Genomic DNA, 12,956 nt, shown 5'->3' with positions numbered 1-12,956 from the left:
GCCTGAGGGGGTGGGGGGTGCGGGTGGGGTTGGCGGGTGCGGGTGAGTGGGGGCTGGTCGCGCAGTTCCCCGCGCCCCTGAAAACGCGGGGTGCCCCCATGCTTTTAAGGGGCGCGGGGAACTGCGCGAGCAACCCACCACAACCCGCACCCGCCGACGAAACCGCATCCCCCACCCCCTCACGCGGCCTTTCGCTCCGCGTACTCCGCGATCTCCACCATCGGCGGCCTCTCCTCCAGGTCCACCGAGTACGTGCGCGGCTCGAAGCCGTCCGACCCTCGTTCGAACTGGGTCAGGACGGGACGGATCAGGTGGCCGCGGGCCAGGCGGAGCTGGGCCGTGCGGTAGATCGCCGCGGACATGCGGCCGAGCGCCTGGCCGTCCTGGTGGCGGTGTTTGCGGACGCCGACGTCGACCTGGGCGAGGGCGTCGAGGCCGACGAGGTGGAGGGAGTCGACGAGCATGCCCAGCTCCACGCCGTAGCCCACCGGGAAGGGGAGCTGTTCCAGGAGGGAGCGGCGGGCCGCGTACTCGCCGCCCAGCGGCTGGACGAAACCGGCCAGCTGGGGCCAGTGCATGTTGAGCAGGGGGCGGGCCATCAGTTCCGTCACCCGGCCGCCCTGGCCGGCGGCGGAGCCGAGGGGGCGGTCGTACATCGCCTTGACGAGGTCGACGCCGGGGTCGGTGAGCAGCGGGCCCACGATCCCGGTGACGAAGTCGGAGGAGAACTCCTTGAGGTCCGCGTCGATGAAGCAGACGATGTCACCCGTCGTCACCAGCAGCGACCGCCACAGGACCTCGCCCTTGCCGGGGACGGCCGGCAGGCGGGGCAGGATGTCGTCGCGGTGGACGACCTTCGCCCCGGCCGCCGCGGCGACCTCGGACGTACGGTCGGTGGAGCCGGAGTCGACGACGACGATCTCGTCGACGAGCGGGACCTGCCGCATGAGGTCGTGACGGATGACGGCGACGATGTCGCCCACCGTCTTCTCCTCGTTGAGGGCGGGCAGGACGACGCTGACCGTCCGGCCCGAGGCGCGTTTGGCGGCCATGATCTTGTGGAGCGGGCGGTCGGCCAGGGACCAGGAGCGGGTGCTCAGCCAGCGCTCGACTTCCTTCAGCACAGTGCGCGGCTCCTCTGCGTTCACTCGGCGAGGGACGGGATCAGAGGTGGTCTGATCCATCTCGCGGTTCGGACGGCTCCCTCAACTGTGCTGGCCTTCGGTTACAGTCTTGAACAACGCTGATGACCATCGCATGTCGCGGGTTGTTCGCGTATACAACCAAATACCGCTCATCCAGAGGGGCAGAGGGATACGGCCCGTTGAAGCCCCGGCAACCCTCCAGCTGGTTCTTGTCACGTTGATGTGGCGAGGCTCCCGGCTCGGGAAGGTGCCAAATCCGTCTCACGGCGAAGTGCGTCGTGAGGAAGATGAGGAGAAAGGGCCTCGCCTCCATGGCTGCGCAGACTGTTGCAAGCACCACCGACTCCACCTCCACCGTAGACCTCGGCCCCGCCGCGGCGCTCAGCTGCCGCGAATGCGGCCACCGCGTCCCCCTCGGCCCGGTCTTCGCCTGCGAGGAGTGTTTCGGCCCGCTGGAGATCGCCTACGACTACTCCGCGTACGACACGGAGGAGCTGCGGAAGAAGATCGAGTCCGGGCCCGCGAACATCTGGCGCTACGCCCCCCTGCTGCCCGTTCCGGCCGACGTGGCCGACAAGCCGAACATCAACCCCGGCTGGACCCACCTCGTCAAGGCCGACAACCTCGCCCGTGAGCTGGGTGTCGACGCGGGCAAGCTGTTCATCAAGGACGACTCCGGCAACCCGACGCACTCCTTCAAGGACCGCGTCGTCGCCCAGGCGCTGGAAGCCGCCCGTGCCTTCGGCTTCACCACCCTCTCCTGCTCCTCCACCGGCAACCTCGCCGGCGCCGTGGGCGCCGCCGCCGCCCGCGCCGGCTTCCGGTCCTGCGTGTTCATTCCGCACGACCTGGAGCAGGGCAAGGTCGTCATGGCCGCGGTCTACGGCGGCGAGCTCGTCGGCATCGAGGGCAACTACGACGACGTGAACCGCTTCTGCTCCGAGCTGATCGGCGACCCGGCCGGCGAGGGCTGGGGCTTCGTCAACGTCAACCTGCGGCCGTACTACGCGGAGGGCTCCAAGACCCTCGCGTACGAGATCTGTGAGCAGCTCGGCTGGCGGCTGCCCGACCAGCTCGTCGTGCCCATCGCCTCCGGGTCGCAGCTCACGAAGATCGACAAGGGGCTCCAGGAGCTGATCAAGCTCGGGCTCGTCGAGGACAGGCCGTACAGGATCTTCGGTGCGCAGGCCGAGGGCTGCTCGCCGGTGTCCGTCGCCTACAAGGCGGGCCACGACGTCGTACGGCCGCAGAAGCCGAACACGATCGCGAAGTCGCTGGCGATCGGGAACCCGGCGGACGGGCCGTACGTGCTCGACATCGCGCGGCGGACCGGTGGGGCCGTCGAGGACGTGACGGACGAGCAGATCGTCGACGCGATCAAGTTGCTGGCGCAGACCGAGGGGATCTTCGCGGAGACCGCGGGCGGGGTGACCGTCGGGGTCGCCAAGAAGCTGATCGAGGGCGGTCTGCTGGACCCGACGCTGACGACTGTCGTCCTCAACACGGGGGACGGTCTGAAGACGTTGGACGCGGTGGCCGGGACCGGGCTCACCGCGACCATTCGTCCCAACCTGGAGTCGTTCCGCGAGGCCGGCCTCGTATAGCTGTTGTTCGTCCGCGGGGCCGGTGGGGGCTGGTCGCGCCCACGCGGCGGAGCCGCACATCGATACAGCCCCGCGCCCCTAGGGCAAGCCGCACTTACCCGGAGGTTTCACGTCATGTCCGTCAGCGTCCGTATCCCCACCATCCTTCGCACCTACACCGGCGGCAAGGCCGAGGTGGAGGCCGAAGGCGGGACTCTCGCCGAGGTCATCGCCGATCTGGAGAAGAACCACGCCGGTATCGCGGCGCGTGTGCTGGATGATCAGGGAAAGCTCCGTCGGTTCGTCAATGTGTATGTGAATGACGACGATGTCCGGTTCGAGCAGGGGCTGGAGACGGCGACGCCGGACGGCGCGGGCGTCTCGATCATCCCGGCCGTCGCCGGTGGCTGACCCGGGTTCAGTACCGGTCGGCAGTAACCGTCGGTAACTTCGGTTACGCGCTGTTCATCGAATTGCCCCCTCCGTGAGAGAAGCGGAGGGGGCAATTCTCTATGGTTGAGCACGGTACAGTTGGGGAAGCCGGTCCGATCGCCGTAGCGATTTCATGCCGGGCGCATATTTGATCGCGCCGCACGCCCTATACGAAGTAGCCAAAGTGCGCAGGGCATTTGTGTCTTTTATTCCTTTTGCGGGGCCCGACTTGCCCTGAATTCAGACGAATTGTTCGTACATTCCCGACCGGTCGTGTCCAGAATTCTCGTCCAATTGACCTGTTGCAGAGGGCAGTTGGACAGATACATTCGGCCGCGGTCGACGCGTTCCGGCGCACACCCCCAACCGTTGGGGGGTGAGGTCTGACCCGGATCCGCGAAGTGTGGATCTGTGCAAGGGCCAGTAATAGGGGAGTTAGGCATGGCTCAGGGCACCGTCAAGTGGTTCAACGCGGAGAAGGGGTACGGCTTCATCGCGGTCGACGGTGGTGCGGATGTATTCGTCCACTACAGCGCGATTCAGATGGACGGCTACCGCACCCTGGAAGAGGGCCAGCGGGTCGAGTTCGAGATCTCGCAGGGTCAGAAGGGGCCGCAGGCGGACATGGTCCGTTTGGCGGTCTGAAGTAACGCGCCGGGTTTATCGCAGCGACGTTCTTCGTTCTTCATCGGAGGGCTCGCATCCCGTACAGGGGTGCGAGCCCTCTGGTGTGTGCGGACGGCTCGGGCGGGGCGGGCCGACGGGGCGCTCGGGGGCGCGTTCACCTGCGGATCATCGAGAGGCGCTTGCACTCGACCATGCCGAGTGCTAATCATTGGCGTTAGCACTCTGAAGGTGAGAGTGACAACGAGGATCGGGTCGGTGAGGCCCGCAGGCCATGTGGGGCAAGGAACCACGAGGTCGGCGAGCCGTCCGTCGCGGGCGCCAGCACGGTCCGGAGAAATCCACCCCCTGTCCGGGAGGACCACTTCACATGGCCAAGATCATCGCGTTCGACGAGGAGGCACGGCGCGGCCTCGAGCGCGGCATGAACCAGCTCGCGGACGCCGTCAAGGTGACGCTCGGCCCCAAGGGCCGCAACGTCGTCCTCGAGAAGAAGTGGGGCGCCCCCACGATCACCAACGATGGTGTTTCCATCGCCAAGGAGATCGAGCTCGAGGACCCGTACGAGAAGATCGGCGCCGAGCTGGTCAAGGAAGTCGCCAAGAAGACGGACGACGTAGCCGGTGACGGCACGACGACCGCGACTGTCCTCGCCCAGGCGCTGGTCCGCGAGGGCCTGCGCAACGTCGCCGCCGGCGCCAACCCGATGGCTCTGAAGCGCGGTATCGAGAAGGCCGTCGAGGCCGTCTCCGGTGCCCTGCTGGAGCAGGCGAAGGATGTCGAGACCAAGGAGCAGATCGCTTCGACGGCCTCCATCTCCGCCGCCGACACCCAGATCGGCGAGCTCATCGCCGAGGCGATGGACAAGGTCGGCAAGGAAGGCGTCATCACCGTCGAGGAGTCCCAGACCTTCGGTCTGGAGCTTGAGCTCACCGAGGGTATGCGCTTCGACAAGGGCTACATCTCGGCGTACTTCGCCACCGACATGGAGCGTATGGAGGCCGTCCTCGACGACCCGTACATCCTGATCGCGAACTCCAAGATCGCGAACGTGAAGGACCTGCTCCCGCTCCTGGAGAAGGTCATGCAGTCGGGCAAGCCGCTGCTGATCATCGCCGAGGACGTCGAGGGCGAGGCCCTGTCGACCCTGGTCGTCAACAAGATCCGCGGGACCTTCAAATCCGTCGCGGTCAAGGCCCCGGGCTTCGGCGACCGCCGCAAGGCGATGCTGAACGACATCGCCATCCTCACCGGTGGCGAGGTCATCTCCGAGGAGGTCGGTCTCAAGCTCGAGAACACCTCCCTGGACCTCCTGGGCCGTGCCCGCAAGGTCGTCATCACCAAGGACGAGACCACCGTCGTCGACGGTGCCGGTTCCTCGGACCAGGTCGCGGGTCGGGTCAACCAGATCCGCGCCGAGATCGAGAACAGCGACTCGGACTACGACCGCGAGAAGCTCCAGGAGCGCCTGGCGAAGCTCGCGGGCGGCGTGGCCGTCATCAAGGCCGGTGCCGCGACCGAGGTCGAGCTCAAGGAGCGCAAGCACCGCATCGAGGACGCCGTCCGCAACGCGAAGGCGGCCGTCGAAGAGGGCATCGTCGCCGGTGGTGGCGTGGCGCTCATCCAGGCGTCCTCCGTCTTCGAGAAGCTGGACCTCGAGGGTGACGAGGCGACCGGCGCCAACGCCGTGCGGCTCGCCCTGGAGGCCCCGCTCAAGCAGATCGCCGTCAACGGTGGTCTCGAGGGTGGCGTCATCGTCGAGAAGGTGCGCAACCTGCCCGTCGGCCACGGCCTGAACGCCGCGACCGGTGAGTACGTCGACATGATCGCCGAAGGCATCATCGACCCGGCGAAGGTCACGCGCTCCGCCCTGCAGAACGCCGCCTCCATCGCCGCGCTCTTCCTCACCACCGAGGCCGTCATCGCCGACAAGCCGGAGAAGTCCGCCGCGCCTGCCGGTGGCGGTATGCCCGGCGGTGACATGGACTTCTGATCGACCCTGGTCGATCACCGTCCGTCAGTACCGAGGGCGGCACTCCCTGGAAACAGGGGGTGCCGCCCTCGGGCGTGTCCGGGGTCACAGCGGCGAGGAGGCCGCGGCGGAATGCCGTGACGCGAGGGGCCGTTGAGCGGAGAGCCGCACTACATGCGTGCGCATGTAGTGCATCGCATCGCCCACTCGATGAACGAGCGATCTCCGAACGACCTCCGAACGACCTCCGAACGACACCGAACGACACCGAACGACCTCCGATCTCTCCGAGGAGCCCCCACGTGACCACCGCCACCACCACCACCACCACCGCCGCCACCACCACCACCGCCACCTCCCGCGCCGCCGAGCTGCTGTCCCGCCCCGTCACGATCAACGGTCTGACCGTCCCCAACCGGATCGCCATGGCGCCCATGACGCGCGTGTTCTCGCCCGGTGGTGTGCCCGGCGCGGACGTGGCCTCGTACTACGGGCGGCGGGCGGCGGCGGGTGTGGGTCTGATCGTGACCGAGGGGACGTACGTCGGGCATGAGACGGCCGGGGACCTGGACGGTGTGCCGAGGTTCCACGGGGAGGAGCAGCTCGCGGGGTGGGCGAAGGTCGTCGAGGCGGTGCACGCGGGCGGCGGCACGATCGTGCCGCAGCTGTGGCACATCGGCACGGTCCGCGAGCAGGGCAAGCTGTTCCCCGAGGCCCCGGTGTTCGGTCCGTCCGGCCTGCGGGTCGACGGCACGGAGGCGCCGGGCGGCCGGGCCATGACGCAGACCGACATCGACGAGGTGATCGAGGCCTTCGCCAGGGCCGCCGCCGACGCGGAGCGCATCGGCATGGACGGCGTCGAGATCCACGGCGCCCACGGCTACCTCGTCGACCAGTTCCTGTGGGAGCGCACCAACCGCCGTACGGACGCCTACGGCGGTGACCTCGTCGCCCGTACGAAGTTCGCGGCGGAGATCGTCGCGGCGGTGCGGGACTCCGTGTCCGCCACCTTCCCGGTCATCTTCCGGTACTCGCAGTGGAAGCAGGAGGCCTACGACGGGAAGCTGGCCGAGACGCCCGAGGAGCTTCAGGCGCTGCTGAGCCCGCTCGTGGCGGCCGGTGTCGACGCGTTCCACGCCTCCACGCGCCGCTACTGGCAGCCGGAGTTCGAGGGCTCCGACCTCAACCTCGCGGGCTGGACGAAGAAGCTCACCGGCAAGCCCACCATCACCGTCGGCTCGGTCGGTCTGGACGGCGAGTTCATCGCCGCGTTCGCCGGTGAGGGTTCGTCGACCAAGGGCATCGACGACCTGCTCGACAGCCTGGAGGCCGAGGAGTTCGACATGGTCGCCATCGGCCGCGCGCTGCTCCAGGACCCGGAGTGGGCCGCGAAGGTCCTCGGCGGCCGCGTCGACGAGCTGAAGGCGTTCGAGCCGACGGCGCTGGGCTCGCTGAGCTGACCCTCAACTCCCGGCGGCCCAGGACGACGCGGCCTAGTATCCGGGAGATGCGGATACTGCATCTCTCGGACACTCATCTGGACCGTGCCGATGCCCCGAACCGGAACGGCGTCAACGCCACCGACTGCCTGCGCCTCATGCTCGCCGAGCTCGCGCACCAGCGGGACGTCGACGCCGTCGTCGTCACCGGTGACCTCGCCGACGACGGGACGGTGGAGGCCTACGTGAGGGTGCGGGAGCTCATCGGGGGCTTCGCGCGCTCGATGGGCGCCCCCGTCTTCTACACCACCGGCAACCATGACGAGCGCGAGGCCTTCGGCGAGGTGCTGGGCAGCGGGCACTCGCGGCCGGAGGCCGTGCTGGAGACCGCCGCGTCGGAGCGGGTGGCGGTGAGCACGGTCGGCGGTTGGCGGTTCGTGACGCTGGACTCCCTGGTGCCGGGGCGCGTCTACGGGCGGCTGAGCGTGGCTCAACTGCACTGGTTGCGTGAGGTGTTGGGCACCCCCGCCGAACACGGCACCGTCCTCGCCTTTCACCACCCGCCGATCGCCCTCGGCATCTCGGCGACCCAGCGGGCCTTCGGGCTGAGCGACCCGGGCGAGCTGGCGGCGGCGATCCGGGGCAGTGACGTACGGGTCGTCCTCACCGGCCACTACCACGCCCAGCTCTTCGGGCTGCTGGAGTCGGTACCAGTATGGGTCACGCCCGGCGTCGTCAACCGTATCGACCTCACGACCCCGCCCGGCACGGAGCGTGCGGTGCGTGGGGCGTCGGCCTCGCTGGTGGAGCTGGGCGAGCCGGCGAGTCCCATGTTCCACACGTTCCACGCCCGCGATCCGCGCGCCCACGAGACGGTGTACGAGCTGGGCGTGGAGCGGATACGGGAGCTGGTGGAGAAGGAGCGGCCTCACGGGGAACCCCGCGGCGTCTGATTCAGTTGGTTGACTTAGGCAAGCTCGCGGGTTTGAGTGAGCCGGCGGACCCCGTTCCCCATCCCTGAGGAGTCGACGATGACAACAGCCGATGGTCTTGTCGTGCGCACAGCGGCCGGTGCCGTGCACGGGCGAGGGGAGGACGGGCTCACGGTCTTCCGGGGCATCCCGTTCGCCGAACCGCCGGTGGGAGAGGCGCGGTTCGGGGCGCCGCGGCCCGTGCGTGCCTGGGAGGGGACCCGGGAGGCGTACGAATTCGGCCCGCCGCCCCCGCAGGAGTCGGGCATTCAGGGCCGTACGGGCACTCTTGACGCGCCCACGGGGGACGACTGGCTGACGGTCAACGTCTGGACGCCCGAGGCGGACCCGGCGGCCCGCCGGCCGGTGATGGTGTGGATCTACGGCGGTGCCTACAAGCTCGGCCACTCCGGCAGCCCCGGCTACGACGCGCGGCACCTCGCACGCGCCGGTGATCTGGTCGTCGTCACCCTCAACTACCGCGTCGGCATCGAGGGCTTCGCGAGCATCGACGGAACGCCCGCGAACCGGGGGCTGCTGGACCAGGTCGCCGCGCTGGAGTGGGTACGGGACAACATCACGGCGTTCGGCGGGGACCCCGGGCAGGTCACCGTCTTCGGGGAGTCGGCGGGTGCGGGGAGCGTCGCCTCGCTGCTGGCCATGCCGAGTGCGCGCGGCCTTTTCCGGCGGGCCATCGCGCAGAGCGTGCCCGGCACGTTCTTCTCCGACGCGCTCGCCCGGGACATCGCGGCCGAGATAGCCAAGGAGGCGGGTCTGCCCCCGACGGCCGCCGCGCTGTCCGCCGTCGATCCCCGCGAACTCACTGCGGCGGGCGAGGCGTTGGGCGCGAAGATGCGGCGGTACGAGGACCGGTGGGGCCAGGCGGCGCCCACCGTCACGCCCTTCTCACCGGTCGTCGACGGCGAGGTGCTGCCGTGCACGCCCTGGGAGGCGCTCGCGGCGGGCGCGGCCCGCGACGTGGAGCTGCTGACCGGCCACAACCGCGACGAGTTCCGGCTGTTCCTCGCCCTGGGCGGTCAGCTCGGCCAGCTCGGCGAGGAGCAGGCGGCGCGGGCGCTGCGCACCTTCGCGCCGGGCGGCCCGGACGGCGAGCGGGCCTACCGCGCGGCCTTCCCTGACGCCACGCCCGGCGAGCTGTACGAACGCGTCCACACGGACTGGCTGTTCAACATGCCCACCCTCCACCTGGCCGAGGCCCAGGTCGCGGGCGGCGGCCGGGCCCACCTCTACGAACTGACCTGGCCCGCGCCCGGCTACGGCGGCGTCCTCGGCGCCTGCCACGGCCTGGACATCCCGCTCCTCTTCGGCACGTACGAGGCCGACCTCGGCAATCTGCTGTTCGCGGGCAGCGGGGTGCCGCCGGAGGCGAAGGTGCTGACCGACCACTTCCAGACGGCGTGGACGGCGTTCGCGCGGACCGGGGAGCCGGGGTGGCCGGCGTACGACGGGCAGGGCGACGGGGCGGGCGGGGGCCGGCTGACGCAGGTGCTGGACGTGGAGCCGGAGGTCAGGCCGTATCCGGACGAGGCTTCGCGGCGAATGTGGGAGGGGTACCAGTTCGCGGCGCTACCGCTGCGCTCGGCGGGCTCGGCCCCCGGGGAGTAGTCAGCGGGGGCCGGGTCAGAGGGTGCGGAAGAGGTCGGCGGCGGCGTGGACGTCGGTGAGGTCTTCGATGGAGCGGAGGTTGTCGCAGAGGGCCTCCAGGACCGAGCCGGCCTCGGCGACGCGGGGAGCCCGCTCTACGGCCCCCGCCGCTCCGGCCTCCCCGTCGGCCTCGTCCACGGCCTCGTCCACGGCCCCTCGCACCGCCTCACCCACCGCCGCCGCCGCGACCTCGGCGTCCCGCTGGGCCCGCCCCGCCTGCCCGGCCTGTTCCCGGGCGGCCCGGGAACGCTCCAGCAGCCCGCGCAGCGCGCCGGCCTGGGCGAGTACTCCTCGATGGCGTCGGCCCCTCGAACCTGCCCGTGAGCTCCCGCGCCATCTCGGACTTCGCGGTTCCGGGCGGGCCGAGCACGAGCGAGTGCCGCCCTGCCGGCAGCGTCACGATCAGCGTCCGTACGACGTCGGCCCGCTCGTAGAAGCGGTCCGACAACTCGTCGCCGATCGCCCGCAGTCTCTTGGCCGTGTCCTGCGCGTCCGGTAAGTCCATGGCCGACAAAACTAGCTCAATGAGATTCCCCTCAAAATTGCTGACAATTTTGTAGGCAATCAGTTAACTGGTGACCCGTCCGAAGAGCCATCAAGACACACGATCAGGAGACAGCAGTGAAGCGCAGGTTAGTGGTCAAGGGACTCACCGCAGCCGCCGCCGCGATACCGGCGGTGACCGCGGTCGCCTCCGGCGCGCAGGCCGACCAGACGCTCTCCGGCGAGCTGAGGACGGCGTACGGCGAGCACGTGGCGTCCCTCGGGCTGCGCGCCAAGGGCTACGGCAGACTCACCGCCCGCAACCTCGACGACTATCTGCTGAAGACCTTCATCGAGCCGTCGGCGACCAAGCACCTGGCGGGCCTGTCGGACTCGGCCCGCGCGGCCTACCTGGCGGCCAACCCCTTCATCACCTGGTCCGGCGGCCGGGCCGCCTTCACCTGGGCCGGCTTCCTCACCCACGTCGGCGCGCGGCGCAAGAACGTCCCCTCCTTCGACACCCTCGACATGGCCAGCCCCGAGAACAACCTCTTCGGTACGGGGACGACGAGGACCCGCCACTTCACCCTCTGGAGCCTGCGTAAGCAGTACGGCGACAGCGCCCGCCTCGACGAGGACATCCCCGCGAAGCTCGCCCTCATGAACCCCATGCACCACCTCGTCGACCAGGTCAACGCCAAGCGCTCCAAGCACTGGTGGATCCGCCTCGGCACGAAGGACACGGACACGTCGCACACGGTCGCGGGCAACCTGCACGCGCGGCTGGCGCAGCTGGGGGACGACGTCGACACGGCGTACTACTGGGACGCGGGGCACGGTGCGGATCTGGACCCCGGTGTCTTCGTCACGTGGATCGGTCTGGTGACGGGGTACGCCGGGGCCGGGCGTGGGTCGGATCAGTCGGCGTAGTCCTTGAGTTCCTCGGTGTCCAGCGTGAAGCCGAGGGGGTCGGGGAGTGCGACGGGGGAGCCCCAGGGGAAGGACTCGATCTGCTGGTAGCGGCCTTCATCGGGTTCGCTGTACACAACGACAGTGCTGTTGTCGCGGTCGATGAGCAGGTAGATGGGGATGTCGACCGCCGCATAGCCGAGTGGCTTGTCGACGCGGTCTCGCTGATGGGTGTCACGGTCGCGCGAAGTGATCTCGACGACCAACAGGATGCCGTTGGATGCGGACCACTCGCCGTGGCCTTTGAAATGCCCCTTGCGTGCGATGGCTCCATCGGTGCGGGCCCGACCCTTGCGATACGCCTCGGTCTTGACGCCGGACTCGCCGTAGACGCGCAGGTCGGAGCGGTGCGTCATGCACTGTTCCTGCAGCCAGACGAAGATCTCCCGGTGGTTGCCGTCCGGCACTGCCTTGACCTCTAGTTTTCCGTTGATGTACTCAAGGCGGACGGTCTCCGGCGCCCGCCGCTCCAGTTCCTCGAAGTCCTCGACGCTGAGCGGGCCCCGGGTGCGGACCCGCCCGTCGACCATTTCGAGCCGCACGTGCTCCGGGGCCGCGCCGACCAGATCCTCGAAGTCCTCGATGGGCATCTGCGGGCGTTCAGCGGTGCTGGGGGTCATGGCGTCGCCTCCTCCCCTCCATCGTGCCCCGGGATGATGTCGTCGGACCGTAGGAGCGGTCATACGGGTGCCCTTTCTTGTTGCTGTAGGGACATCGCCGCACGGATCTCGGCCGCGCGGGTGTGGACCGTGGAAGCGGAGAGGGGCGCGTTGGGGCGGGCAGGGGCGTGTTCCCCTCGGCAGGCGCTGCAGAGGCCGCCCGGTAGGGCTTCCGGGCGGCCCGCGACGCGGCAGTTCGAGCACTCCAGCATGCGGTGGGGAGGGGGTGCGGGGGCGGGTTCCGGTGGGAGCTTGTCGCGCAGGCGGGTGCGGATCAGGGCGGCCGGGCTGTGGACGGGGACGGGCAGGCCGGTCGTCAGGGCCTGGAGCACGGACTCGTCGGTGGCTCCCCGCTCGAACCACGGCGTCAGCAGCGGTGCCAGCGCCGCGCAGTCCGCCTCGGAGAGCGACAGCGCGGGCGCCGTACGGCCGAGGGCGGCGAGGAGGATGAGGGCGCGGGAGCGGGTGGGCGGCGCCTTCGGCGGCCCCTGCGGCACGTCACCCCGGATGAACCCCGCCCACCACTCGTCGTCCCGCGCGGTACGGGTGAACCACGTTCGGGTGATCCACTGCGAACTCCCCGACTCCCCCGGCACACTCTCCCGCCCCCGCCGCAGATGCCCTTCCCGCTGGAGGCGGTTCAGCGCCGTACGCAGCGCGCACTGGCCGTACGGCGTCGTCTTGGCCAGCGTCTTCACGCTGATGTCGGCGCCGTCGGGGAGGCGGTCGATGAACGCGGCGATGGCGGCTTCGCGGGGCGGGAGATGGGCGAAGTCGTGAGCTGCGCGGGGGAGTTGGCCCGGGGCGCTGCGTTTGCCGTAGCCCGGATTGGCCATCGGGGGCGGGGAGGTGGGCGAGGGCACGTGCGCGCGCAGGGGAGCGCCACTAAGCTTGGCATCAGCCATGGGATCGACTGCTTTCGATCTTGTGGGTCAAGCCCCCGCAGGTGCTGGTAACACCTGGCGGGGGCTGTTTCGTCTGCGGGCACGTTATCAGCATCGTCACCGTGCGTGG

At 69.5% G+C, this 12,956-nt stretch carries 12 protein-coding genes, 1 pseudogene and 1 riboswitch; of the genes and pseudogenes, 8 read left to right on the top strand and 5 right to left on the bottom strand.

Translation table 11 applies throughout. The features are described 5' to 3' along the window. Nucleotides 1–179: 179 nt before the first annotated feature. Entirely contained in the window at nucleotides 180–1,124 is a 945-nt protein-coding gene (locus I8N67_RS17425; protein WP_200304029.1) for a glucosyl-3-phosphoglycerate synthase, read from the bottom strand. Between the two features lie 167 nt (nucleotides 1,125–1,291). Further along, nucleotides 1,292–1,439, top strand: a riboswitch (SAM riboswitch). Nucleotides 1,440–1,456: 17 nt separating this feature from the next. On the opposite strand from I8N67_RS17425, the gene thrC reads away from it, so the two are divergent. The 7 genes from thrC to I8N67_RS17390 all read left to right on the top strand — a co-directional run bounded on the left by thrC (nucleotide 1,457) and on the right by I8N67_RS17390 (nucleotide 9,792). Next, nucleotides 1,457–2,749 carry a threonine synthase gene (thrC, locus tag I8N67_RS17420; RefSeq protein WP_200304028.1) on the top strand — a complete coding sequence of 431 codons (1,293 nt, stop codon included), beginning with the start codon at nucleotides 1,457–1,459 and terminating at the stop codon, nucleotides 2,747–2,749. A 114-nt stretch (nucleotides 2,750–2,863) separates the two neighbouring features. Beyond that, nucleotides 2,864–3,139: a MoaD/ThiS family protein gene (locus I8N67_RS17415; RefSeq protein WP_200304027.1), complete on the top strand. Its 276-nt coding sequence runs from the start codon at nucleotides 2,864–2,866 to the stop codon at nucleotides 3,137–3,139. Nucleotides 3,140–3,601: 462 nt separating this feature from the next. After that, a complete protein-coding gene (locus I8N67_RS17410; RefSeq protein WP_037910665.1) occupies nucleotides 3,602–3,805 on the top strand; it encodes a cold-shock protein in 204 nt (67 codons plus the stop codon). Between the two features lie 349 nt (nucleotides 3,806–4,154). Continuing rightward, complete coding sequence (gene groL / locus I8N67_RS17405; RefSeq protein ID WP_200304026.1) at nucleotides 4,155–5,777, top strand: chaperonin GroEL; 1,623 nt, start codon at nucleotides 4,155–4,157, stop codon at nucleotides 5,775–5,777. 281 nt (nucleotides 5,778–6,058) lie between these two features. Next, complete coding sequence (locus I8N67_RS17400; RefSeq protein ID WP_200304025.1) at nucleotides 6,059–7,216, top strand: NADH:flavin oxidoreductase; 1,158 nt, start codon at nucleotides 6,059–6,061, stop codon at nucleotides 7,214–7,216. Between the two features lie 47 nt (nucleotides 7,217–7,263). Then, nucleotides 7,264–8,148, top strand: a complete 885-nt coding sequence (locus tag I8N67_RS17395) for a metallophosphoesterase family protein (RefSeq protein WP_200304024.1) — start codon at nucleotides 7,264–7,266, stop codon at nucleotides 8,146–8,148. A gap of 78 nt (nucleotides 8,149–8,226) precedes the next feature. Continuing rightward, on the top strand, nucleotides 8,227–9,792 hold the full coding sequence (locus I8N67_RS17390; protein ID WP_200304023.1) for a carboxylesterase/lipase family protein: 1,566 nt from the start codon (nucleotides 8,227–8,229) through the stop codon (nucleotides 9,790–9,792). A gap of 15 nt (nucleotides 9,793–9,807) precedes the next feature. Here the strand turns inward: I8N67_RS17390 and I8N67_RS43870 are convergent, their stop codons facing one another. Beyond that, nucleotides 9,808–9,993 (bottom strand): hypothetical protein, encoded by a 186-nt coding sequence (locus I8N67_RS43870; RefSeq protein WP_200304087.1) that lies wholly within the window; start codon nucleotides 9,991–9,993, stop codon nucleotides 9,808–9,810. A gap of 82 nt (nucleotides 9,994–10,075) precedes the next feature. Next, nucleotides 10,076–10,336: pseudogene (locus I8N67_RS42660) on the bottom strand (AAA family ATPase); the annotation flags it as partial. A gap of 116 nt (nucleotides 10,337–10,452) precedes the next feature. On the opposite strand from I8N67_RS42660, the gene I8N67_RS17380 reads away from it, so the two are divergent. Beyond that, nucleotides 10,453–11,244 (top strand): hypothetical protein, encoded by a 792-nt coding sequence (locus I8N67_RS17380; protein ID WP_307835262.1) that lies wholly within the window; start codon nucleotides 10,453–10,455, stop codon nucleotides 11,242–11,244. Here the strand turns inward: I8N67_RS17380 and I8N67_RS17375 are convergent. Both I8N67_RS17375 and I8N67_RS17370 read right to left on the bottom strand, forming a co-directional pair. Then, nucleotides 11,232–11,903: a Uma2 family endonuclease gene (locus tag I8N67_RS17375; RefSeq protein ID WP_200304022.1), complete on the bottom strand. Its 672-nt coding sequence runs from the start codon at nucleotides 11,901–11,903 to the stop codon at nucleotides 11,232–11,234. The two genes, I8N67_RS17380 and I8N67_RS17375, sit on opposite strands and share 13 nt — an antisense overlap. Nucleotides 11,904–11,962: 59 nt before the next feature. After that, entirely contained in the window at nucleotides 11,963–12,847 is an 885-nt protein-coding gene (locus I8N67_RS17370) for a hypothetical protein (RefSeq protein WP_372443728.1), read from the bottom strand. Nucleotides 12,848–12,956 lie beyond the last annotated feature (109 nt).

Origin of the sequence: Streptomyces adelaidensis (genome assembly GCF_016598475.1) — a bacterium.
Classification (GTDB): domain Bacteria; phylum Actinomycetota; class Actinomycetes; order Streptomycetales; family Streptomycetaceae; genus Streptomyces; species Streptomyces adelaidensis.
The sequence above is the reverse complement of the archived record's forward strand: the minus strand, read 5'-3'. Positions and strand labels throughout refer to the sequence as shown.

Coding starts and splice junctions, on each gene's coding strand:
- I8N67_RS17370 (WP_372443728.1), bottom strand. CDS start 12,847: ATGGCTGATGCCAAGCTTAGTGGCGCTCCCCTGCGCGCGCACGTGCCC.
- groL (WP_200304026.1), top strand. CDS start 4,155: ATGGCCAAGATCATCGCGTTCGACGAGGAGGCACGGCGCGGCCTCGAG.
- I8N67_RS17375 (WP_200304022.1), bottom strand. CDS start 11,903: ATGACCCCCAGCACCGCTGAACGCCCGCAGATGCCCATCGAGGACTTC.
- thrC (WP_200304028.1), top strand. CDS start 1,457: ATGGCTGCGCAGACTGTTGCAAGCACCACCGACTCCACCTCCACCGTA.
- I8N67_RS17390 (WP_200304023.1), top strand. CDS start 8,227: ATGACAACAGCCGATGGTCTTGTCGTGCGCACAGCGGCCGGTGCCGTG.
- I8N67_RS17395 (WP_200304024.1), top strand. CDS start 7,264: ATGCGGATACTGCATCTCTCGGACACTCATCTGGACCGTGCCGATGCC.
- I8N67_RS17410 (WP_037910665.1), top strand. CDS start 3,602: ATGGCTCAGGGCACCGTCAAGTGGTTCAACGCGGAGAAGGGGTACGGC.
- I8N67_RS17415 (WP_200304027.1), top strand. CDS start 2,864: ATGTCCGTCAGCGTCCGTATCCCCACCATCCTTCGCACCTACACCGGC.